This window comes from Ruegeria sp. CDSC054 (assembly GCF_059610645.1).
The window spans coordinates 42,044-65,666 of record NZ_JBXWOA010000003.1 but is presented as its reverse complement, the minus strand read 5'-3'; the positions used below and the strand labels follow the sequence as shown (position 1 = coordinate 65,666).

Annotated in this window: 19 protein-coding genes and 1 pseudogene; 11 read left to right on the top strand and 9 right to left on the bottom strand. The window is 56.4% G+C overall.

The window, feature by feature from the left end; all coding sequences use genetic code 11:
- Positions 1–9: 9 nt before the first annotated feature.
- Complete coding sequence (locus AC2FGC_RS08085; protein WP_496781926.1) at positions 10–1,023, bottom strand: NAD-dependent epimerase/dehydratase family protein; 1,014 nt, start codon at positions 1,021–1,023, stop codon at positions 10–12.
- An 84-nt stretch (positions 1,024–1,107) separates the two neighbouring features.
- A complete protein-coding gene (locus AC2FGC_RS08080; protein ID WP_109311025.1) occupies positions 1,108–1,632 on the bottom strand; it encodes a CBS domain-containing protein in 525 nt (174 codons plus the stop codon).
- Positions 1,633–2,006: 374 nt separating this feature from the next.
- On the opposite strand from AC2FGC_RS08080, the gene AC2FGC_RS08075 reads away from it, so the two are divergent.
- From AC2FGC_RS08075 to AC2FGC_RS08050, 6 genes and pseudogenes are all read left to right on the top strand, one after another.
- The gene (locus AC2FGC_RS08075; RefSeq protein WP_496726917.1) at positions 2,007–3,032 is read left to right on the top strand and encodes an FAD:protein FMN transferase; all 1,026 of its coding nucleotides are present in this window, start codon (positions 2,007–2,009) and stop codon (positions 3,030–3,032) included.
- A gap of 15 nt (positions 3,033–3,047) precedes the next feature.
- On the top strand, positions 3,048–3,284 hold the full coding sequence (gene nqrM / locus AC2FGC_RS08070) for a (Na+)-NQR maturation NqrM (protein ID WP_058277146.1): 237 nt from the start codon (positions 3,048–3,050) through the stop codon (positions 3,282–3,284).
- Between the two features lie 94 nt (positions 3,285–3,378).
- Positions 3,379–5,034, top strand: a pseudogene (locus AC2FGC_RS08065) (sulfatase-like hydrolase/transferase).
- Between the two features lie 103 nt (positions 5,035–5,137).
- Positions 5,138–6,655 (top strand): 2,3-bisphosphoglycerate-independent phosphoglycerate mutase, encoded by a 1,518-nt coding sequence (gene gpmI / locus AC2FGC_RS08060; RefSeq protein WP_496781924.1) that lies wholly within the window; start codon positions 5,138–5,140, stop codon positions 6,653–6,655.
- Positions 6,652–7,782 (top strand): murein hydrolase activator EnvC family protein, encoded by a 1,131-nt coding sequence (locus AC2FGC_RS08055; RefSeq protein ID WP_496781921.1) that lies wholly within the window; start codon positions 6,652–6,654, stop codon positions 7,780–7,782. Before gpmI ends, AC2FGC_RS08055 begins: the two co-directional genes overlap by 4 nt.
- 6 nt (positions 7,783–7,788) lie before the next feature.
- Positions 7,789–9,135, top strand: coding sequence for a S41 family peptidase (locus AC2FGC_RS08050; RefSeq protein ID WP_496726921.1), 1,347 nt, complete (start codon positions 7,789–7,791; stop codon positions 9,133–9,135).
- Positions 9,136–9,183: 48 nt separating this feature from the next.
- Here AC2FGC_RS08050 and AC2FGC_RS08045 read toward each other — a convergent pair whose 3' ends face one another.
- From AC2FGC_RS08045 to AC2FGC_RS08035, 3 genes are all read right to left on the bottom strand, one after another.
- Positions 9,184–10,710, bottom strand: coding sequence for an MFS transporter (locus AC2FGC_RS08045; RefSeq protein WP_496726922.1), 1,527 nt, complete (start codon positions 10,708–10,710; stop codon positions 9,184–9,186).
- 90 nt (positions 10,711–10,800) lie between these two features.
- Positions 10,801–11,160 carry a hypothetical protein gene (locus AC2FGC_RS08040; protein WP_496726923.1) on the bottom strand — a complete coding sequence of 120 codons (360 nt, stop codon included), beginning with the start codon at positions 11,158–11,160 and terminating at the stop codon, positions 10,801–10,803.
- Between the two features lie 11 nt (positions 11,161–11,171).
- On the bottom strand, positions 11,172–11,933 hold the full coding sequence (locus AC2FGC_RS08035; RefSeq protein ID WP_496726924.1) for a DUF6478 family protein: 762 nt from the start codon (positions 11,931–11,933) through the stop codon (positions 11,172–11,174).
- A 244-nt stretch (positions 11,934–12,177) separates the two neighbouring features.
- Between AC2FGC_RS08035 and AC2FGC_RS08030 the strand changes: the two genes are divergently transcribed.
- The 4 genes from AC2FGC_RS08030 to AC2FGC_RS08015 are packed head-to-tail and all read left to right on the top strand — an operon-like array spanning position 12,178 to position 18,429.
- The gene (locus AC2FGC_RS08030; RefSeq protein WP_496726925.1) at positions 12,178–15,276 is read left to right on the top strand and encodes an ABC transporter transmembrane domain-containing protein; all 3,099 of its coding nucleotides are present in this window, start codon (positions 12,178–12,180) and stop codon (positions 15,274–15,276) included.
- A complete protein-coding gene (locus AC2FGC_RS08025) occupies positions 15,269–16,165 on the top strand; it encodes a CPBP family intramembrane glutamic endopeptidase (protein ID WP_496726926.1) in 897 nt (298 codons plus the stop codon). Before AC2FGC_RS08030 ends, AC2FGC_RS08025 begins: the two co-directional genes overlap by 8 nt.
- A gap of 60 nt (positions 16,166–16,225) precedes the next feature.
- On the top strand, positions 16,226–17,158 hold the full coding sequence (gene accD, locus AC2FGC_RS08020; RefSeq protein ID WP_113788373.1) for an acetyl-CoA carboxylase, carboxyltransferase subunit beta: 933 nt from the start codon (positions 16,226–16,228) through the stop codon (positions 17,156–17,158).
- Positions 17,155–18,429 (top strand): bifunctional folylpolyglutamate synthase/dihydrofolate synthase, encoded by a 1,275-nt coding sequence (locus tag AC2FGC_RS08015; protein ID WP_496726927.1) that lies wholly within the window; start codon positions 17,155–17,157, stop codon positions 18,427–18,429. Before accD ends, AC2FGC_RS08015 begins: the two co-directional genes overlap by 4 nt.
- A 76-nt stretch (positions 18,430–18,505) precedes the next feature.
- On the opposite strand, the gene zapE is transcribed toward AC2FGC_RS08015, so the two are convergent.
- The gene (gene zapE, locus AC2FGC_RS08010; protein ID WP_496726928.1) at positions 18,506–19,564 is read right to left on the bottom strand and encodes a cell division protein ZapE; all 1,059 of its coding nucleotides are present in this window, start codon (positions 19,562–19,564) and stop codon (positions 18,506–18,508) included.
- A 146-nt stretch (positions 19,565–19,710) separates the two neighbouring features.
- Here zapE and AC2FGC_RS08005 point away from each other — a divergent pair, with 146 nt between their 5' ends.
- On the top strand, positions 19,711–20,946 hold the full coding sequence (locus tag AC2FGC_RS08005; RefSeq protein ID WP_496726929.1) for an MFS transporter: 1,236 nt from the start codon (positions 19,711–19,713) through the stop codon (positions 20,944–20,946).
- Between the two features lies 1 nt (position 20,947).
- Here AC2FGC_RS08005 and AC2FGC_RS08000 read toward each other — a convergent pair whose 3' ends face one another.
- The 3 genes from AC2FGC_RS08000 to sthA form a co-directional block, all read right to left on the bottom strand.
- Entirely contained in the window at positions 20,948–21,568 is a 621-nt protein-coding gene (locus AC2FGC_RS08000; RefSeq protein WP_496726930.1) for an HAD family hydrolase, read from the bottom strand.
- 143 nt (positions 21,569–21,711) lie between these two features.
- Complete coding sequence (locus AC2FGC_RS07995) at positions 21,712–22,167, bottom strand: YaiI/YqxD family protein (protein ID WP_496726931.1); 456 nt, start codon at positions 22,165–22,167, stop codon at positions 21,712–21,714.
- Positions 22,164–23,621, bottom strand: a complete 1,458-nt coding sequence (gene sthA, locus AC2FGC_RS07990; protein ID WP_496726932.1) for a Si-specific NAD(P)(+) transhydrogenase — start codon at positions 23,619–23,621, stop codon at positions 22,164–22,166. Before sthA ends, AC2FGC_RS07995 begins: the two co-directional genes overlap by 4 nt.
- Between the last annotated feature and the right edge of the window lie 2 nt (positions 23,622–23,623).

Genomic DNA, 23,623 nt, shown 5'->3' with positions numbered 1-23,623 from the left:
GAAATCAGCTCATTTTCCATGATAGTCGCGGAACCATTCCACGAACTGGGCAATCCCGACCTTGAAATCGGTTTGTGGACGATACCCGGTTAACCGCTGCAACAGATCGGTATCGGCCCAGGTGGCCGGGACATCGCCCATCTGTATGGGCATATAGTTTCTGATTGCTTTCTTGCCGACAGCTTCTTCAATCGCCTCTACAAAATCCAACAGGCGCACTTTGTCGCCGTTACCGATATTAACCACGCGCCAAGGCGCCACGGGCGAAAGGCTGTCGCCTTCTTCGATGTCATCTGCGCTGTCGGGGCGCGCGGGCGGGCTGTCGATCAACAGCCGGATTCCGCGGACAAGATCATCCACATTGGTAAAATCGCGATACATGTCGCCATGATTGTAGATGTCGATCGGACGGTCATCCAGAATGGCATCCACAAACTTGTACAGTGCCAGGTCAGGGCGTCCCCAGGTCCCATAGACAGTGAAGAACCTAAACATCGTCGTGGGCAAGTTCCAAAGATGCGCATAGGAATGCCCCATGGCCTCATTGGCCTTTTTGGTAGCTGAATAGATGGTCAGAGGCGTGTCGGCCTTTTCAACCTCGGTAAAGGGCATAACCTCATTCGCGCCATAGACCGACGATGTAGAAGCCATCAAAAGATGGTCAACCTTATGTTCGCGTGCAACTTCCATCACGTTGAACGTGCCGACAATGTTCGAGTCGATATAGCTCCGCGGATCCTCCAAGCTGTAACGCACGCCTGCCTGACCGGCGAGGTGCACGATCACGTCAGGTTGAAACTCATCACCAACCTGCTTGAGCTTTTCGTGATTTTCCAACAAATCCTCGGTGACGGAAAACCCAGGGTTTTGCAGCAGCATCTGATGCCGGCGGTTTTTTAACGCGACATCATAGTAATCGGTCATCCCGTCATAGCCGTGCACCCGGAATCCTTCCGAAAGCAGCAGTTTCGCAAGATGGAACCCGATGAAACCCGCTGTACCCGTTACCAGAACGTGCTTCATTTTACCCTCGACCTATAACCGAACAAATTTTGGCATCAAGGATACTGTCAGTCAGCCAAGGTCAAGGGATTTCTACCGGAAGGATCAGCCTACGATCATTTGTTTCATACGCAACGCTTCATACTCCAGCTCTTTTAGTCGGAAATGAACAACGTCACCGATTGTGATTACGCCGCGCAGTTTCCCGTCGCCAACAACTGGCATGTGGCGAAAACGTCCTTCGGTCATGGTTTTCAGGACATCATTCAACAGATCGTCTGGTGAACATGTCTTGACCTCGCGCGTCATCAGATCCTCGACGGATTGTGGCAAGGTCTGGCCGGGCGTGTCAGCCATGCGCCGGACGATGTCACGTTCGGACAGAATACCCTGAAGGGTGCCGTTCTGGTCGGTCACGACCACGGCACCAATCCGCTTTTCACTGAGGGTATTCACGACCGAATGGATCGTGTCGTTTGGGCGCACCGCAAATACAGCATCCCCTTTACCCGCAAGCAATTTTGCCACCGTCGTCTGCGAGTGCGACAGATTGGATTCAACCGATTGACTGTGCGTGCTTGTATCGGTCTTGTCGCCGCGGGTAGGGGGCTGATATGAGGTTGGGGCCATTGGCAATCTCCTCTTATTTTTGAGATGGCTTCCCTGACACCTTACCGCAGCAATGCGGCCTGTATAGGGTGCAAATGCCCAAACCGGGGAAAACTGCCGCTAAACAAGGATATCCGGCCTGTTGTTTGACTTGTACCTTACCCCGCCCGTCGCAGTGCTGATTTTCTTTGCCGTGGTCGTATGCGGGCATAACTTTAGAATGGCCTGGAAACAGCAGCCGGTTGGCTGGCAAAAGAAAGCCTGGTTGTTCGGTGTCCCGGCCGGCATTGGGCTACTTATGTTGGGCTTCCTGCCGCTAAAGCTGTGAAGTCGGTTTGACTCTGCATAGGGCCGCTGGCATATGCCGGGCACGGTTTTCCTCTGGAGGTCTCTCGATGCGCCTTTTGCCTGTTCTGGCTGTTGCAACACTTGTTTCCGGATGTCTCTTTGACAAAGAACCCGAGGTTGTGCGCCTGTCCGGTGAGACCATGGGTACCACATTCAACATCACCGCTATCGGCACGGATGTGGATGAGACTGCATTGGGCTCTGCCGTGGAAGAGACATTGGCAGACGTGAACACCAAGATGTCCAACTGGGATCCCAACTCAGAGGTTTCGACATTTTCGGCGTCGCCCAGCACTGAACCCACTGAGGTTTCCGAAGAATTTGCGCTGGTTTTAGGTGCAGCAAATGACGTGCACGAAAAATCGGGCGGCACGTTCGACGTAACGCTTGGCCCGCTGATCGAACTGTGGGGCTTTGGTCCGCGCAAGCCAGAAGATCCGGTGCCATCAGATGCCGAGATACAGACGGCGTTGGAAAGCGTTGGTCAGGAACGCTTGCTGATGTTGGACAGCGAAAGCGGAACACTGGCCAAATCAGATGCTGGCGTGGGCATCAACCTGTCTGCAATCGCAAAAGGATACGGCATTGACGCCGTGGCTGCGACGCTACGCGACGCTGGGATCGAAAACTATATGGTCGAGATCGGCGGCGATCTGGTCACCATGGGCCAGAACGACAAGGGTGAGGCTTGGCGGATCGGGATCGAAAAGCCCGAAGCGGGGGCCCAAAACCTGCAGTTGGTAGTTGAGCTGGACAACCTCGGTATGGCGACCTCTGGCGACTACAAGAATTTCTTTGAACAGGACGGAGTGCGGTATTCGCATATCATCGACCCAACAACAGGTCGTCCGATCACGCATCGCACGACCTCGGTCACGGTTCTGGCCGAAAATGCGATGATGGCGGATGCCTGGGCGACGGCAATGCTGGCGCTGGGTCAGGATAAGGGCCTGGAACTGGCCGAAGAACATAAACTTGCCGTGTATTTCATTTCGCGGGATGTGACAGGCGGCGACGATGCCTATATTACGGTTCACAGCACTGCGTTCAAAGACGCACTGGGCACCAACTGACAGGTAAGAACCGGGATGAGCACCTTTATCATAGCCTTTTTTCTGCTTTTGATCATCGTGGTTGGCATGTCGCTGGGTGTCATGCTGATGGGCAAGACGATCAAAGGCAGCTGTGGTGGTCTGAACGCAATCTCGGGCGCGGACAAGTGCGTGGTCTGCCAAAAGGATGTCGACCCGGACTCGCCTCTGCGCGATCAATTGCAGTGTAAACGTGCCAAAAAGATGCTTGAGCAGATGGAGCGTCAGGCTTAAACGCAGATTGCGCGTCGCTATAGTGAAGGTAATGGCTAAATAGACCCCTGAGGTAACTTGGGGGAGGGCGCGCGTTTGGCCAAAGCCAAAAAACATCCTGTTTATCATGTTCGATCAGCTGCGCCGGGATTACCTCAGCTGTTACGGGCATCCGTGTTTGCACACCCCCAACATTGACTGGCTGGCTGCTAACGGAGTCCGCTTTGATAGGGCCTATATCCAGTCTCCGATTTGCGGTAGCTCGCGCATGTCGACATATACCGGCCGCTACGTGCATTCACACGGCGCCTCATGGAATGGCATTCCACTGAAAGTTGGTGAAATCACGATGGGGGATCACCTGCGCAAGGCAGGCATGGACTGCTGGTTGGTTGGCAAGACCCATATGCGCGCAGATGCGGAAGGCATGGAGCGGCTGGGATTAGCGCCTGACAGTCTGATCGGCGCGCGCGTCGCGGAATGCGGGTTTGACGTGCATGAACGCGATGACGGTATGCTGCCCGAAGGACCTGACGGGTTTTATGATCCGGATGGCGCAAAGGAATTCAATAAGCATCTGGCTGCAAAAGGGTATGAGAGTGACAACCCTTGGCACGACTTTGCTAATTCGGGGCTGGATGAGGACGGCAATGTCCTGTCCGGCTGGTTTTTGAAGAACTCAACCGAGGCGGCCAACATAGCGTAAGAGGACAGCGAAACCCCTTATCTGACCGGACGAGGCATCGATTTCATGGATACCCATGATGGCCCGTGGTGCTGTCACCTGAGCTTTATCAAGCCGCATTGGCCATACATCGTGCCGGAACCTTATGCCTCGATGTACGGGCCGGAACATGTTCTGCCGGTCGTGCGCTCCGACACGGAACGTCAGAATGCGCATCCGGTGCTCAAGGCATTCATGGATACTAAAGTCGGGCAGACATTCTCGCGGCAGGATGTACGTGATGCGGTGATCCCGGCCTATATGGGGCTGATCAAACAGGCCGATGACCAGATGGGGCGACTGTTTGACTGGATGGAGAAAACTGGCCGGATGGAGGACACGATGATCGTGCTGACATCCGATCACGGCGATTTTCTGGGCGATCACTGGATGGGCGAGAAAACGTTCTTTCAGGACGTATTAACCAAGGTGCCACTGATCATCTATGACCCGTCACCCGAAGCAGACGGAACGCGTGGCACCGTCAGCGATGCGCTGGTTGAATCCATCGACCTTGCTCCGACATTTGTGGATGTGGCGGGCGGTGAGATCGCAGGGCATATCCTTGAGGGGCACTCCTTGCTTCCGATCCTGCATGGGCAGCAGAACGAAACACCCCGCGACGTGGTGATTTGTGAGTACGATTACTCTGCATCACCAATTGCAGACATGCTGAATGCCTCTGTCCGGGACGCAGTAATGTTCATGGCAGCTAACAAAAAATGGAAGCTGATCCACAGCGAAGGCGGCCATCGGCCTATTCTGTTCGATCTGGAAAATGACCCTAACGAGCTTGTCGATTTGGGGGACAGTGCCGATCACGCCGATACAATTGCCAAAATGTACAACCACCTATTCGCTTGGACACGTCGCCAATCGCAACGCACCACGCGGTCGAAACAGCAGTTGATTGAGATGCGGAGCAAAAGCCGGGGCAGGGGGATCGTGGTCGGGGTCTATGACGAAAACGATGCGCCGCTGGATCTGACCGTCAAGTATCGCGATCGCAAGGCGCGTCCGTATACGGAATTGATAAACAAGGGTTGAGCGGCCTAAATATTAAATCTGCACAACCGCGCACAAAATAAGGTTCAATTGCCCGAGGGCAGGCGATACAAGACCGACCAGAGCAGAAATCCGGAGAGCCGCAATGACCGCCCCCAAACCTGTCGTCCTGTGCATTCTTGATGGTTGGGGCTTGTCCGAAGACACACGGTCTAACGCGCCGTATCTTGCAAACACGCCGACCTTTGATGCGATCATGACCAATGGGCCGCACGCGACCATTATTACACATGGCCCGGATGCTGGCTTGCCCAGCGGCCAGATGGGCAATTCCGAGGTAGGTCACACAAATATCGGGGCGGGCCGTGTTGTTGCGATGGATCTGGGGCAGATCGACCTGGCAATTGAAGACGGCAGCTTTTTCGACAATGCCGCATTGCAGACCTTCATCGCAAAGGTGAAGGCAGCGGATGGAACGGCGCATCTGATGGGTTTGGTCTCGGACGGTGGCGTCCATGGCCATTTGAACCACATCGTCGCGGCCGCCAAGGCGATCACCGATGCGGGCGTTCCGGTGGCGTTGCACGCCATGACGGACGGGCGCGACGTCGCTCCGAAATCGGCATTTACCTACCTGTCGGAACTTGAAGATCGTTTGCCCGATAGGGCGCGCATCGTCACGGTCTGTGGTCGGTATTTTGCAATGGATCGGGACAATCGCTGGGAACGCGTCAGCGAGGCTTATGATGCGATGGTCAAAGGCCAGGGTCGGGCTGCCACAACCGCGCATGGCGCTGTGGATCACGCATATAACCAGTCTGAAACCGATGAGTTCATCGCTCCCACTGTTCTGGAAGGTTACGACGGCATTCAGGATGGTGACGGGGTTTTCTGTTTGAATTTCCGAGCGGACCGCGCCCGTGAAATCTTGCGCGCGATTGGCGAACCGGGCTTTTCGGACTTCGATACGGGCCCGCGCCCGCAGCTTTCCGCCCTGTTGGGAATGGTCGAGTATTCCGACGGTCACAATGCCTATTTGACAACCGTGTTCCCCAAGCGGAAAATAGTGAACACTTTGGGTGAGTGGGTTGCCAAGAAGGGGTTGCGCCAGTTCCGTCTGGCCGAGACCGAAAAATACCCTCATGTCACGTTCTTCCTCAATGGTGGCAAGGAAACGCCCGAGGAAGGCGAAGACCGGTATATGCCAAAATCGCCCAAAGTGGCCACCTATGACCTGCAGCCCGAGATGTCTTCGGCCGAAGTGACGGCGAAATTTGTCGAGGCGATCGAGGCGGACTATGACCTGATCGTCACGAATTATGCCAACCCGGACATGGTTGGTCACACCGGCGATCTGCAAGCCGCAATCAAGGCATGTGAGGCCGTCGATCAAGGCTTGTCGCAGGTTGTCGCGGCGCTGAACAAGGTCGGTGGCGCGATGATCGTCACTGCGGATCACGGCAATTGCGAGGTCATGGTTGACCCCGAAACCGGCGGGCCGCACACCGCGCATACTCTGAACCCGGTTCCCGTGGCGCTGGTCGGTGGGCCAAAAGGTGTCTCGCTGCGAAGCGGCCGCCTTTCCGATCTGGCCCCGACGCTGCTAGAACTGATGGGTCTTGAGCAACCGCCCGAGATGACGGGGAAGAGCCTGCTGTCATGAGGATGCGCGCGCTTATCTTTGCGATGTGTTTCGCGTCGCCTGCCAGCGCGCAGAATGATCCGTCCACGGCGGCCTTGAATGCGGCGCGCATGCTAGAACAGGCCTCGATCAACTTGACCGAAGCCGACGGTGCCCGCAACCGCGTGCGTGCCCTGACCGAAACTATCCAGGCTTATGAGGCCGGGCTTTCAGCGATGCGGGACGGGTTGCGCATGGCAGCGACCCGCGAGGCACAGCTGGCAGCAGAATTGCGGTCGCGGGAACAGGAGGTCGCGCAGCTTCTGGGTGTATTGCAGACCATTGAGACCACGGCACCACCCGTTCTGATGCTGCACCCGTCCGGGCCCCTAGGTTCCGCACGGGCAGGCATGATGCTGTCCGAAGTTACTCCCGGACTGAACGCGCGCGCGCAGGCACTGGCCCATGATCTGCAAGAGGTCCAGACCCTTCGGAAGCTTCAGCAAAGTGCTGCAGACACTCTGGTCGAAGGGTTAACCGGTGTGCAAAACGCGCGCACCAGCCTCAGTGAAGCCATCGCTGACCGCACGGATTTGCCCCGTCGCTTTGTCGAAGATCCGGTTCGCACGGCCATCCTGATTTCATCAACCGAGACGTTGGACGGCTTTGCCAGTGGATTGTCCGAAATCTCGGAAGGCGAAATTGCCGAAACAGATGCGGATGTCTCTGACCGCAAGGGGCGGATTGAATTGCCGACCCAAGGCGTAGTTTTGCACCGCGCGGATGAGACTGACGCGGCTGGTGTGACGCGCCCCGGTGTGGTTCTGGCCACCCGTCCTCGGGCAATTGTTACAGCGCCGACTGCGGCAACGATCCGGTATCGTGGACCATTGCTGGAGCTCGGGAACGTCATGATCCTCGAGCCGCAACCGGGCTTGTTGTTCGTGTTCGCCGGGTTGCAAGACGTTTACGGAGACATGGGCGAGGTGATCCCCGAAGGCACTCCGGTGGGTTTAATGCCGGGTGAATCGCCCGAAATCGGCGCAATTTTGTCAACAAGCAGTGATGGCACTGGAACTGGCCGGTCAGAAACGCTCTATATAGAGGTAAGACAGAATAATAGCCCCGTGGACCCGGAATCATGGTTTCGGACCGACAAGGATGGATAAACGAGTATGAAGAAATTTCTGATGGCCGGTCTGGCCGGAACCGTGGCAGGTGTAATCGCAACTACACAAATTGCTGGTCCTTTGCTGGCGCAAGAGGCTGACCGGAAGGCCAGCGTGTACGAGCAACTGGATCTGTTCGGGGATATTTTTGAACGTATCCGCGCCCAGTATGTCGAAGACGTGGAGCCGGAAGAGCTGATCGAAGCGGCCATCGACGGTATGCTCACGTCGCTTGATCCGCATTCCAGCTACCTTTCGCCAGATGATGCTGAGCAGATGCGTGTGCAGACACGTGGCGAATTCGGAGGATTAGGCATCGAGGTCACGCAGGAAGAAGGCTATGTCAAAGTTGTCTCGCCGATCGACGATACCCCGGCAGATGAGGCGGGGATCGAAGCGGGTGATTTCATCACTCATGTCGATGGGGAAAGCATCCTTGGCCTGACATTGGACAAGGCCGTGGATCTGATGCGTGGCCCGGTTGGGTCGGAAATCGTGATCACGGTCGTCCGTGAGGGCGAGCAAGAGCCGTTTGATATCACCATCATTCGCGACACTATCAAACTGACAGCCGTGCGTGCCCGGACCGAAGGCACCAGCGTAGTCCTACGCGTCACCACCTTCAACGATCAGACATTCCCGAACCTGCAAGAAGGCCTAAATGAGCAGATTGAGGAAGCCGGTGGTCTGGACAAGGTCAATGGTGTTGTCCTTGATCTGCGGAACAATCCCGGCGGGTTGCTGACCCAGGCGATCAAAGTTTCGGACGCATTCCTGAACGAAGGCGAGATCGTGTCCACGCGTGGTCGCGACCCAAGCGATGGCGAGCGATTCAATGCCACGCTGGGTGATTTGGCCGAAGGCAAGCCGATCGTTGTTCTGATCAATGGCGGTTCGGCATCAGCTTCGGAAATCGTAGCTGGCGCGTTGCAAGATCACCGTCGTGCGATCGTTGTCGGCACCAAGAGTTTTGGCAAAGGATCGGTGCAAACGGTCATGCCGCTGCGTGGCGATGGTGCAATGCGTCTGACGACCTCGCGCTACTACACGCCCTCGGGCCGGTCAATTCAGGCACTTGGCGTCAGCCCAGACATCATCGTTGAACAGCCGCGCCCGGCGCCGGATGCCGAGGAAGAGGAAGAGGAAGCCAACGCCCGCACGCGGTCCGAAGCTGATCTGCGCGGCAGCCTGAACAATGACAGCCTGAGCGAAGATGAAATCCGTCAAATCGAAGAAGATCGCGCCAAAGCCGAAGCCACGGCTGAATTGCGGGAAGAGGATTATCAGCTGGCCTACGCCATCGACATCCTCAAAGGTTTGTCGGCGTTCAATCCCAACGGACCGTCTCAGTAAGACAAACAGGGCCGCCGATACTGGCGGCCCTTTCTGCAAAGGCCGGGATCAACCCTCAACCTTGTGCAGCTTTTCTTCGTCAAGCATCATCGCCAGAACAATGCCTATCGAGACCGAGATGGCCGCAAAAACAAAGGCCATGTTCATGCCTGCATCAAATGCGGCAGCGATGGCAGATTTGACCTTTTCAGCCTCTTCCGAGCTTAGCTTTTCCATAACAGCGCGGGCTGTACCGGTCGTAAGCGTTCCACCGTTGATCGCCTTTTGATCGGTTACGGACATGTTGATCCCATCCGCAACCAGCTGTTTGCTGAGGCTGGACAGGCTGATGACATACATAATTGCGGTCGCGAAGGCGACGGAAATGGCGCCATATACCAGATGGGTCATAAAGCTCAGGCCGCCCACAAGGCCAGCGCGTTCAGGTTTGACGGCGCACACGGCTGCAGTGCCTGACGGCCCAACCGTCAGTGTTGCGCCCAGCCCGATCATTGCCATGCCGGGCAAAATCTGAAAATAGCCCAACCCCGCCGGTAAGATGATAATGCTGAGAGCGCCAGTCGTTGCGATCAAATATCCCCAGAACAGCAGGCGCTTTGGCCCGAAATCATTATAAAGAGTGCCCGAAACAATCGAACCGACGGCCAGCAGGAGTGTCAGCGGGGCAAGACCAATCGCCGACTCAAACACCGACCAACCAAGGACCTTTTGCATGTATTGAGGGAAGTATAGCAGCCCGACAAAGGCCGCCGACACGTTGAACATGTTCAGTCCCAGCGTGATCCGAAACTCGCGGTTCTGCATCATTTGTGGCAGCAAGAGAGGCTCTTTCACGCGCTTTTCGACTTGCGGGAAAAAGAAGAACAGCGCGGCGCTGACGAAAAACAACATCAACAGAGGGACAGACGTCCAGCCCCAGTCCGCACCGACGTCCAGCCCGTAAAGAAGCAAAAGAACAGCAAACGAAAGAATACCTATACCGGCGAAATCGATATGTTCGCCCTGTTTGTGTTGAGTTTCACGCTCCATAAGGATCAGGGCCGTAACCATCGAAATGGACGAAAACAACACGTTTGCAAGAAAGAACAAGCGCCAGTCGCCAAAGCTGACTGCGGCGCCGCTGATGAGCGGACCAAAGACATTGCCGCTGGTCACACCGGCGAGGATCATACCCATGATCATGGCGCGGTGTTCGGGGCGCGAGACTTTGGTGGCGCCAAAAGCAAGCGTGCAAGGCCAGACGCAACCCGAACCAATCCCTTGCAAAGCACGCGCGGCGATCAGGAAGTCGAGACTGGGAGAGACAAAGCACATGACGGACGCAAATAGAAAGATTGCCAGCCCGATGATCATCATCTTGCGATGCCCGAACATGTCCCCCATGCGCCCCCCGGCAACCATGGTCATGGCAAAAAACAGGGCGTAGATGTTCAGAACCCATTGGGTGCTGGTAATATCAGCGTCAAAACTGTTTTCGATGGCCGGGACAAGAATAAGAGCGCCGGTAAAGTCGATACCGATCCCGAACCCTGTCACCATCAGAGCGATGACCTTGACGATACTGCTGCGGTCCATTTTCGCACCCGGGTTGCTTCGGATGACTTTTATGATGCACGGATTCCGCCTGAAAGATAGACAAAGCCTTGGAAACGAAGAAAACCCGGATCAGTCCGAAGGTGCCTGAGACCGTCTAAATGCCCGTTTCAACAAGTCGAGCTCCGCCCGCAACAAAGCGATTTCGGTTCGCAAATCATCTGCGGCTGATGCCCCCGCAATGATTGTGAATTCACCGATCTTCTGTGTTGTGTTTGCATCGGCTATTACAAAGCAATGAACCCCGTCGGCGATAGCGGTTGATGGCACCGGCACACTCAGTTCCCAACCACCATCGGTGGCGGTCATGAGCACACCCTCCAGCGCCTGGCCCATGTAACGGACTTCGACATGCGGTTCAGTGTCGGCCTGCAGGTACCCGCGCCAGATGCCGTTTTCGAACAGGGTTGGGGTCAAGGTTGGTTGTGTCATGGCCAATGCTCTCACATGTCGGCGCGGTGGTGGCGGCAAAGGGTCAGGTCCCGCAGAACTATGCGGTTCATCGCCGGATTGGTCAGAACCAAGTCCAGCCAAATCTTGTCTATGCGCCGTTCGTTCAGCGGCAAATTGGCAAGATCGAAATCTAGAACATTCGAGCTTGTCGACAAATCCAGAGACCGTGGAACGGAATCGGTGTTTGGGCCGTGCTGAATATTCAGTCGTGCGGTCACGTCCAGCGGACGTTCTGTTTCAATCTGGGCATCGACCCGCATCAGGTGCTGCCGCGTCAGACCACGCACTGCCTCAGCTGGCAAATCCAGCGACACGGAAAGGAATGACCCTGCAAAACCGAACACTTCGACGCCAAGTCCAAACGCGGCCAGATCCTTTTCGTCCATGTTTCGTGCTTGGCGCACGCTGATCTCGGAGAGAGCGCAGTCATGGAATATCTTTACCTGTTGATCCAACTCGACCTTACGCGGGATTGAGGCGAGGCCGGGCCGAGGCAAGGGGCCCCGCCACAAATCAGGTCGCCAGCACCAGTCAGTACCCAGCGGTTTGGGGAATTGTTTTGATCCAATCAGGGGCAGCGTCAGTCTTTCATTTGCTTCCCGAAGCAAACGGTCCAATTGCGCACGCAGTTTGCGCGCCTCATCCCGCTGTTGACGCAATTGGGGGTTCGTAGCCCCGGCCGCGTCTTGGACGGCCCGTTGCCAGCGCGCAATAGTTTTGCGGTGTAGATATCGCTCCAGAAGTTTGCCCATGATCCCATCGTCTGAACTTGACCTTCTTTAGTCAAAGACAACGGCGAGGATAAGGCCGAATTGGTGAAATCCGCATAAAACTATCCGACACTAACGTGGTTGTGACTGGGCGGTTTTGGTTGTGTCTGCTAAGGCCCCCATCGCCGTTCTTGCAATCATCTGGGACTGTGCGTACCGTCCGGCACCTGATTGCTGTGGATTATCCGAAAAACCGCTACTAAATTCTTTGAGGCAAGGCCGGGGCATGGAACCCACACTATTTTCGTTCATCTGGAAACACTCGAAAAAGCAGCAGCTTGTGCTGTTGTTTTTGACGGTATTGTCATTTCCGTTTCTCTACGCTTCGCTCGAGTTGCCAAAGCAGATCATCAACGACGCAATTGGTGCGCCTAGCGATAGTGTTGTGCTTCTGGGGATCACCTTCACGCAGGTCCAATATCTGCTGATCCTCTGTTTTGCATTTTTGGCCACTGTAATCGCCAGCGGCTTGATGAAGATGCGCATCAACACGATGAAGGGCATATTGGCCGAACGTATGCTGCGCCGCCTGCGGTTCACGCTGATTCACCGCGCCATGCGATTCCCGAAATCGTATTTTGCCACCACCAGCCAGGGTGAACTTGTTTCAATGATCACCTCCGAGGCCGAACCGATGGGCGGCCTGATGGGTGATGCGATTGCCCAGCCGGTGTTTCAGTTTGGTCAGATGATGACCATTGTCACCTTTCTGTTCATGCAAAGCGTTTGGTTCGGTCTGGCCAGCATCGCGTTGATTCCGTTGCAGGCATGGCTGATCCCAAAACTGCAGCGCCAGATCAACCTGCTGAACAAGGAACGAATTCAGCAGGTCCGCCACCTCAGCTCGGAAATTGGCGAAAGCGCTGCGGGCATCAGCGACCTGCGCACCAATGGTGGCTGGCGTTATCGTTTGGCGCAGTTCAGTCACCGGTTAGGGACCTTGTTTGAGATCCGGTTCAAGATCTACAACAAGAAGTTCTTTATGAAGTTCCTCAACAATCTGATCACGCAGATGACGCCGTTCCTGTTCTATTCGGTCGGCGGCTATTTGGCGATCACCGGTGAGGTGACGGTTGGCGCGCTTGTCGCGGCGCTTGGGGCATACAAGGACCTTAGTGGCCCATGGAAAGACTTGCTGACCTATTACAACCAGGTTCAGGATATGTCCTTGCGCTGGGAAATCGTCATTGAACGCTTTGCCCCGGACAACATGATCCCTGAAGAGCTGTTTGTGGGTGAGCCAGAGTCTATTCCGCATCTCAGCGGCGATATCGAACTGCGCAATGTAACAGTGCGCGATGATGACGGGAAAACCATCCTTGAAGATATCGACCTGACCATCCCCAAGGGTGCCCGCGTTGCTATTCAGTCGTCAAGCGCCGCCGAACGCGGCGCTTTGGCACAACTGCTGACACGAGAGCTTTTGCCGATACAAGGCAGCGTCACAATTGCGGGTCACGATCTGCTAAAACTCCATCAGACGGTAATTGCGGCGCGGATCGGCTATGCCTATTCGCGGCCCTATCTGTTTGACGGGACTTTGGGTGACAACCTCTTGATGCCGTTGCGAACCCATCCACAACACTTAACCGACGCGAAGAAGGCCCCAAGCCGGTGGCAAATCGAAGCGGTGCGGGCCGGGAACCCTCCGGATTCCCTGTCGGATGAGTGGATCGATCCCGGCCTGGCAGGGTTGGAAGACATCGAGGATATCCGCAACTGGTGGTTCCAGCTGGTCGAGGCGATGGGCATTGATGAGTTCATGTTCCGCCGGACATTACGTACCCAGTTCGATCCAGAACAGCATTCTGCGCTGGCGCGGGATATTGTAAATCTGCGCGATACGGTCGCGCAAAGGTTGGAAGAAAAAGACCTGGCGCGGTATGTCTATCGGTTCGAGCCGGACCGCTTTAACCCGGCTGTTCCACTGGGGGGCAACTTGCTGTTTGCCGCTCCGTCTCGCGATATCTCACCGGATATTCTGGCGGGCGATGATCGGTTCATGTGGATGCTGCGCCATCACGATCTGGATGATGACGCAATGAGCATTGCAAGCGCGGTGCTGGAAACACTGCACCAGACATTTGGACGGGACGGGGCAGATCACCCGCTGTTCCTTCGTCTGGGTATGGCCAAGGATATGTTCCACCGCCTGCTTGATATAGAGGACCGGCGCAAAGCCAAAGGGGATGAAGCAATCAGCGAGGGCGAGCGTGCCTTGTTGCTGACCGTTCCGTTCCTGCTGACCGCGGAACAGATCGGGCCTGATTTTCCGGACGAGTACAAAGATAAGATCTTGGCCATCCGAAGGGGGCAAGCGGAACAGCTGCGTGCCTCGATGGATGGGATGTTCGTTCCGGTCACGCCAGATGCATATATTGAACGCATGACTGTCATGGAAAATGCCCTGTTCGGGCGGGTTTCTTTGATGGCCGGGGCGCACACGGATGAAATCGAAGATGTCGTCGCCGAAGCCATGAACGAAGCTGGTCTGCGCCGCCGGGCGGCGGCCATTATCTATGACCTGCCCTCGGGTCTGGGTGGGAATAATCTGCCGACGGTATTTCAGGAACGCGCCGCATTCTCGCGCGCTGGAATCAAGCGTCCTGATGTGTTGATCCTGGACAAAGCTCTGGCCAGCCATGATTCCGAGAGCAGGCTGAGAACCCGGCTGAAACTGCGGGAATTGTTGCCGGATTCCATCATGATCTTCATGGAGGATTACTTTGCCCATCCCGAAGCCTATGATCTGTTCGTCGAGATCAAAGATGGTCGAATTGACGGCGTCTCGCGAACCCGTCCAGAAGAAGAGGCCAGCTCAACAGATGACCTGAGCCGCAAGCTCAAGATTATCTCGTCGACCGAGCTGTTTTCCGGCATTGACGGTCGCAACCAGCGCCTTCTGGCGTTTTCGGCGCAATGGTACGATGCCGCAGCCGGGCAGATCATCTTTTCCGAAGGGCAAACGCCAGATGCCGCTTATCTGTGTATTTCGGGCGAAGCCGACCTGATCTGGAATGAAGGGAACGGAACCGCGCGTACGATCTCGGTCATCGAGCCCGGGCGTCTGATCGGAGACTTGTCGATCATCACGGGTGAAATTCGGCAATTTGATTTGGTCGCGGTCAAGAATTGTTCGTTCCTGCGCATTGGGGCCGAGGAATTGCGCGCGGTTATTGAAAGTGACGCAGGTGTTGCGATGCAGCTGCTGCAGACGGTTGCCGGCTATCTGACTACGATTTCCCAAAGGCTGAACGCCGCCAATGCAACTTCATTGATCTTCGACGATGACGCGCCGAACCGGGATGTGGCCGACAATGCCTGACGCCCACCCCGGCAGATACATAGCGCATGAACGACTTGTTGCACCTTCGCGCGCACGGCCAGAGCTTTGGCGCCTGCTGGTCGGGCTGACCATTGTTGGCGTGGTTGGCATCCTTCTGAACTTTCTACTTTTTGGATTGGTTGCGGGTCTTGGATCCGTCGAATGGGCCCAAGGTTTGCTGACCGGCGCATCCCCGGTTGCACTTTTGGTGCTACTGGCAAGCTTTGGCTTCATCACATTGGGCGTGTCCATCGCTGCAAAACGCCTACAACATCGAACTCTGAGCTCAATCTGTGGTCCATGGCGCGAGGGCATTGGGCAATTTTGGAATGTTTTTAAGGCATTGCTGATCGTTGGGATCGTCGTGGCCATCTTGCCGCCATATGGCATGGGCGCAACGCTGACGCAGAATTTGGCACTGTCGACCTGGCTGTTGTTTCTGCCTTTCTCGCTTTTTGCAGTGCTGATTCAGACAAGCGCTGAAGAGGTGCTTTTTCGGGGTTACATCCAGCAAAGTCTGGCAGCGCGATTCCGATCGCCGGTTATTTGGTTGGGCGTACCGTCGATTTTGTTCGCGGCAGGTCACTTTGCCCCCGGCGCGGCCGGAGACAACGCGCTATTGGTTGCCGTGTGGTCCGGTATGTTCGGCCTGATGGCGGCGGATCTGACGGCACGGTCAGGGACGTTGGGGCCTGCTATCGCATTGCACCTGTTCAATAATATGGTCGCTCTGCTGTTTGTTTCCTTACCCGATGGCTTAAGTGGTCTGGCATTGTATCTGCTTCCTTACGACATGTCGGATACCGGGGCGCTGCGGCAATGGCTGTATGTGGATTTTGCTGTGATGATCGTCAGTTGGCTAACAGCGCGGGTTGCGCTCAGGCGTTGATTGCATTTCTTTCCGTAGCGTCTTATTTGACGTCAAAGCAGCACAAGCCAAGGTTCCGATATGAACTGGATTACAAACTACGTCCGCCCACGGATCAACTCGATCTTCTCGCGCCGAGAAGTGCCGGAGAATCTTTGGCACAAATGCGATGAATGCGGAACCATGCTGTTTCACCGCGAGTTGGCAGAAAACCAGAATGTCTGCACCCAGTGCGATCATCACATGGCGATCACTCCGCGCGAGCGGTTCGATCATCTGTTCGATGGTGGGATCTTTACCGAGGTCGAGGTTCCCGCGCCCAAAGACGATCCGCTGCAGTTCCGCGATCAGAAAAAGTACCCCGACCGGATGAAAGCCGCCCAAAAGAAAACGGGCGAGAAAGAGGCGATGTTGGTCGCCCTTGGTGAAATTGGCCGAACCCCGATTGTGGCAGCTGCGCAGGACTTTTCGTTCATGGGCGGATCCATGGGCATGTATGTCGGCAACGCGATCATCGCAGCCGCGCAAGAGGCGGTGAAGCTAAAGCGCCCGCTGATCCTGTTTTCGGCCGCTGGCGGCGCGCGGATGCAGGAAGGTATCCTGAGTCTGATGCAGATGCCCCGCACAACCGTGGCAGTAGAAATGCTGAAAGAGGCAAATCTGCCCTACATCGTAGTGCTGACTCACCCAACGACAGGTGGTGTGACGGCTTCATACGCGATGCTGGGTGATGTCCATATCTCAGAGCCCAATGCGCTGATTTGTTTTGCCGGTCCACGCGTGATCGAACAGACGATCCGGGAAAAGCTGCCCGAAGGCTTCCAACGCGCGGAATACCTGTTGGATCACGGCATGTTGGACCGTGTGACCAAGCGGACCGAAATGCGCGATGAGTTGATCACCATCACGCGGATGTTGATGAACCAGCCTCCGGCGGTCAAAGGTGATCTGCCTGCGCCCGAACCCGAAGATGCAGTGGCAGAAGCCCCGGCTGAAGACGCGGAAGAAAAATGACCTCTCAGACATCGGACATCATTCTGGAGAGGATGATGGCGCTGCATCCCAAGATCATTGACCTGACCTTGGATCGTGTCTGGCGTCTGTTGGCCGCGCTGGACAATCCGCAAAACAAACTGCCTCCGGTGATCCACATCGCGGGAACCAACGGCAAAGGCTCGACCCAGGCCATGATCCGCGCAGGTCTGGAAGGGGCAGGGCTGACCGCCCATGCCTATACCTCGCCCCACCTGGCGCGGTTTCACGAACGTATCCGTTTGGCGGGTGAACTGATTTCCGAGCCGTACCTGACAGCGGTTCTGGACGAATGTTATGCCGCCAATGGTGGCGAGAACATCACGTATTTTGAGATCACGACCTGCGCGGCCCTGCTGGCTTTTGCCCGGTCCAAGGCGGACTACACGTTGCTTGAGGTCGGGTTGGGTGGCCGGTTGGATGCGACCAATGTCATTCACGACCCGGCGGTAACGGTTATCACGCCGGTTTCAATCGACCATGAGCAATTTCTGGGCGATACCTTGGGCAAGATCGCAGCGGAAAAGGCCGGCATCATCAAGCCCGGTGTTCCCTGCATCGTTGGCCCGCAACAGGACGAGGCGTTGGAGGTCATTGAATACACTGCCGCGCGTCTGGGTGCACCTTTGTTGGTTCATGGCCAACACTGGCACGTCACCGAAGAAAACGGGCGGCTCGTCTATCAGGACGAAACTGGCCTGCGCGATCTGCCGTTGCCAAATCTGTTGGGCGCACATCAGTACCAAAATGCCGGTGCCGCGCTAGCGGTCTTGCGTCATCTGGATCTTGGGGAAGACGCCTATGAGGCTGCGGTGACCAAGGCTGAATGGCCAGCCCGTATGCAGCGATTGAAAACCGGCCCGCTGGTCGAACAGGCTCCCGAGGCCGAACTGTGGTTGGATGGCGGTCACAACGCCGCCGCAGGTTTGGCATTGGCCGATCTACTGGCGAAGCTGCCTGCACGTCCAACCCATATGATCTGTGGGATGTTGAACACAAAGGACGTCACCGGGTATCTGGCTCCGCTTGCTGCGCAGGCGCAAAGCCTGACGGCAGTCTCTATCCCGGGCGAGGCAAATACGCTGAGCGCTGACGACACCGCTAAAGCCGCCGCTCGGGTTGGGCTAGCAGCGTCTACTGCCAATAGTGTGGCCGAGGCCCTAAAAAACATTACTGAAAATGACCCGCAGGTGCGGGTTCTGATCTGTGGATCACTATACCTGGCCGGTAATATTCTGCGCGAGAACGGCTGAAAAAGGCGCATCCGCACAGCTTCATCTGGCCAAATATCCCGGGGGAGTCGCGCAAAGCGCGGCGGGGGCAGCGCCCCTATTGCCCCCAATCCTGATCCTGCATCTCACGCAGGCGGGACGCAGTGCGCTCGAATTCAAATGTGCCTTCACCTTCGACGTACAGCATCTCGGGTTCTGCCGCAGCTGAACAGATCAAGCGGACTTTTCCCTCATACAGTGCGTCGATCAGCGTGACGAACCGTTTGGCTTCGTTGAAGTTGTTACGCGACAGGCGCGGGATGTCCTCAAGCACCAGAACTTTGACCGCTTCCGCGATGGCAAGATAGTCTGCCGGGCCCAGCATCCTTCCACAAAGGTCATAAAAACTGGCCCGCGCCACGCCGTTTCGAAAAGCGGGCAGTTCTACCGCACGACCGTTGACCTGCAGAATCAGCGGGTCCGCCGCGCCTCCGGCCAGGTCGTTCCAGACGCTGCGAATGCTCTCGCGCGCCTCGGGACCTATGGGCGTAAAATAAACAGGCGCGCCTTCCAGTCGGTTTTGCCGGTAATCCGTCGGTGAGATCAGCTCCCACACCTCAAGCTGTTCTTTGATATGTGCAATGAAGGGCAAAAAGAGCTGACGGTTTAGCCCGTCCTTGTACAGGTCATCCGGATGGCGGTTCGATGTCGTCACGACCACGGTGCCACCTTCATGCAGCAGATCGAACAGACGACCAACAATCATCGCGTCCGTGATATCGGTAATTTGCATTTCGTCAAATGCCAGTACGCGCGCGGACTTGATCACCGAGGCGGCCACCGGAGCCAACGCGTCTTCAACTCCATCCTTGCGGGCCTTGTGCATGCCTGCGTGGATTTCCTGCATAAAGGCGTGAAAATGCACTCGGCGGGCGGGGATGTCTGCCAAAGAGTCGACGAACATATCCATCAGCATGGATTTTCCGCGCCCGACTCCGCCCCACAGATATAAACCTTTGGGCGGCGGCGGGACTTTTCGAAAGAACCCCCGTTTCACAGGTTCGGCCAATGCCGCCCGGATACGTTCGAAATGAGGAAGAACGGCCTCTTGAGCGTCGTCTCTGGTCAGGGTGCCGTCGGCCACCTGCGTGTCATAAAGCGATATCAAACCCGTCATGTTTTGAGGCATAGCGCCCGGTTTGCCCGTTGAAAAGCAGCCAATTCTCGGACGCATCAATTTTGCTTATCCGTGACCGCAAAACTCCTGAATTGACGCATGATCCAAACACGGTAACGTCTGTCCCTTGAACGCCCGAGGACCTAATGCCCCAACACACGCGCTTGCTGAACCCCATCCTGATCGTCGGGTGTATCATCATCACCGTCAGTTTTGCCGTGCGCGCATCGTTTGGCGTGTTTCAAATCCCCATCGCAGATGAATTCGGCTGGCTGCGCTCGGACTTTTCGATGGCAATCGCAATTCAGAATTTGGCCTGGGGCATTGGGCAGCCAATATTCGGCGCCATCGCCGAAAAAGTCGGCGACAGGCGCGCGATTTCTCTGGGGGCTCTGACCTACGCGGCGGGTATGGTTCTGTCGGCCTGGTCCGTCACTCCGTTCGAACACCAGATGTACGCATGGCTCGTGGGCTTCGGTATCGCGGGAACAGGATTTGGCGTGGTCCTTGCCGTGGTGGCGCGGGCATCGTCGGACGAAAACCGCTCCATGTCGCTTGCGATTATCACAGCTGCGGGCAGTTTCGGTCAGGTTCTGGGGGCGCCTACCGCCGAATGGATGCTAAGCTTTATGCCCTGGCAGCAGGTGTTCATCGTATTTGCCATAGCGATCTTGGCACTGGTTCTGACACTGCCGTTCATGCGCGCGCCGCAGGCCGCCAGCAAGGTGGAAATCGAAGAAAGCATGAGTCAGATCCTGACCAAAGCTTTCCGTGATCCGTCCTATACGCTGATCTTTCTGGGCTTTTTCAGCTGTGGCTATCAGCTTGGCTTCATCACTGCCCATTTCCCCGCTTTCGTGACCGAGATGTGCGGACCCATACAACCCGGTGGCGTTCTGCATTCTATTGGCATCACAACCACATCAGCACTGGGGGCCGTGTCAATTTCATTGATTGGCCTGGCAAATATTGCGGGCACACTGCTGGCCGGTTGGGCAGGGAACCGTTTCCCCAAAAAATACCTGCTGGCCGGAGTCTATACCGCGCGAACACTCGCCGCGGCGGCCTTCATCGTGTTCCCGATCACGCCTCTGTCGGTCATCGTGTTTTCACTGGTCATGGGGTCGCTGTGGCTTGCCACGGTACCGCTGACCTCGGGGCTGGTCGCGCATCTCTACGGATTGCGTTATATGGGAACGCTGTATGGGATCATCTTTTTCAGCCACCAGGTCGGCAGTTTCCTTGGCGTCTGGTTGGGGGGGCGGATGTATGACCAGTACGGCGATTACACTCTGGTTTGGTGGATCGGCGTCGCGATCGGGGCGTTCAGTGCCATTGTCCATCTGCCTATTCGCGAAAACCGATCACTTGTCGCCACCTAAACTATTGTGCTTCGTCGACCGTTAGCAGGTCTTCTTGAACCAGCCGGTCCGCCCATCCTTGTGGCCCAGTGAAGTGATGGGTCTGCCACCCACGCGCCCGCGCCGTTTCGATATTGTCGATCCGGTCGTCGGTGAACAAAAGCGCCTCGGGCGGTAGTCCACAATCGGCTTCGACCATTTCATAGATCGGAACATGCGGTTTGACGGTCTGCATCCGTCCCGACACGTATTGTTTGTCGAATTCGTTGAGGAACGGGTAGACGGTGGTCGCATAGTCGAAGTTTTGCACCCCGAAATTGGTCAGTGCGTAAACCGGCACGCCTTTGGCGCGCAATGCCCGCTGCAGGCGGACCGAATGGGGGATTTCGGGTGTGGCAAGTTCGATCCACTTGTCGTGCCACATGCGGATTTCATCCCGCCATTCCGGGTATTTCTCGGCCCAGTCATATATCGTGTCCGTGAAGTGATGACCCTGGTCGACCAGGTCGTTCATCCCGTGCAGGTCAACTTCCGAGAACATGGCGCGACGGCGCTCTTCCCCGATGACCCGGTCGTAATAGCGTTCGGGTTGCCATTCGATCAGAACGTTCCCGATGTCAAAAACAACAGCTTTCACCGACATGTTGGTACCTGTCTTCTTGTTCTCGCGTTGGTGCTACTGAACCAAGCGCGACAGAATTGTTCAAGGCACAACCGCAGCGCGCAGCGCTGCCCGGCCCAATTGTCAAAGACGCATCTTTGATGCGTCGCTGGCAAGCGGGAGGATTAGCCCCGCTGCGCAGCCCTCAATTCCCGTTCCAGGGCGTCCAAAAACCGGGATCGATCAGCTTTGCCAAAGGGCTTCCCGCCGCCACCCGCGCCTAGTGGATTGGATGCGCGCAAGTCGGCCATCAAATCACGCATGGCCAGTTGCTGGCCGATATTGGCCGCGGTAAAGGCTTCGCCGTTAGGTCGCAGAACCCGGGCACCGGCTTCGACACATTTTGCGGCCAGCGGGATATCGGATGTCACCACAACGTCTCCTGCGCCGCATCGTTCGGCAATCCATTTATCTGCCTCATCCGCGCCCTCGGACACGATGACCACCTGCACCAATGGGTTTGCAGACGGCCGCAAACCACCGTTTGACACCAGTGCCATCGGTACTTCGTGCCGGGTTGCTACCCGTTCAGCCTCGGCTTTCACGGGGCAGGCATCGCCATCGATATAGAGCGTCGTCACGCTTTCCCGGCTTTCTTCTCGGCCTTTTCAGCGGGTTTCTTGCGCACCTTGAACTCGTCCGGGATTGGCATCCGGTTGAATGCATCCAACCCAGCGATCTTGTAGGCCTCGGCCAGGGTTGGATAGTTGAACGTATTCTGCACGAAATAATCCACCGTGCCCTTCAAATTTAGGACTGCCTGCGCGATATGGATCAACTCTGTCGCGCCCTCACCCACGATCTGCACCCCCAGCACCCGGCGGGTTTTCAGTGAAAACAGCATCTTCAGCATGCCATGTTCCAACCCCATGATATGCCCGCGCGAAGTCTCCCGGAACCGCGCCACGCCGACTTCGTATGGGATGCCGCGTTCCTGCAGTTCCTCTTCGGACATGCCGCAAGTTGAAATCTCGGGGACTGAATAAATGCCGTAAGGATACCACGGACTTTCCGGCAGGGTAGGGGTTTCCAGCGCGTGACAGGCTGCCACGCGGCCCTGCTGCAGGGAGGTTGAGGCCAATGATGGGTGCCCAATCACATCGCCAGTCGCGTAGATATGCGGCACAGCAGTTTGATACGTCTTGCGATCCACGTTGATCCGGTTGCGATGATCGGTTTCCAAGCCAACGGCCTGCAGGTTCAATGCCGATGTCGCCCCCATGCGCCCGGCGGCGAACAACAACATTTCAGCACGCACGTGGCGGCCATTCTCGAGCGTGACTTCGACATGGCCGCCAGCGTCTTCTATCTTTTGAACGGCTGAGCCCAGACGTAGGTCCACGCCGTTTTCGCGGATCTGATGCGTGAAATCATGGATTAAGCGGGTGTCGATGAAATCCAGGAAGGTCTCGCGCGGTTCGATCAACGTCACCCGAACATCCAAAGCCGAGAACATGGTGGCGTATTCCACACCAATCACTCCGGCGCCTATCACCACCAGCGAGCGCGGGATCTCTGCCATCTCAAGAAAGTCGTCACCGTCCACCACGGTCTTGCCGTTGAATGGCACATAATCCGGGCGATAGGTTTTTGTTCCGGTTGCCATCAGGAACTTGGCCGCCGTAAGTCTCGTTGTCTCTCCGGCATCAGTGGCAACCTCAATCTCGTGAGGCCCAACGAATTTGGCCAATCCGTTCAAGGTCTCCACATGGTTGCGGTTGAATTGGTGTTCCAGCACATCAACTTCATGATCCAGCGTCATATGCAGACGTGCCTTCAGGTCTTCGGCCCGGATCTGATCTTTGACCCGGTACGAGCGGCCATAGAAGCTGCGCTCGCGCCAGCCGGACAGGTTCAGTACCGTTTCACGCAGGGTCTTTGACGGGATCGTTCCGGTGTGGACGGACACGCCACCAAACCGATCCTTGCGATCGATCACCAGAACACGCCGTTGCAGTTTGCCCGCCTGTATCGCGGCCGAACGACCCGAGGGGCCGGACCCGATGATGATCAGGTCATAGTCGTATTGGCTCATGC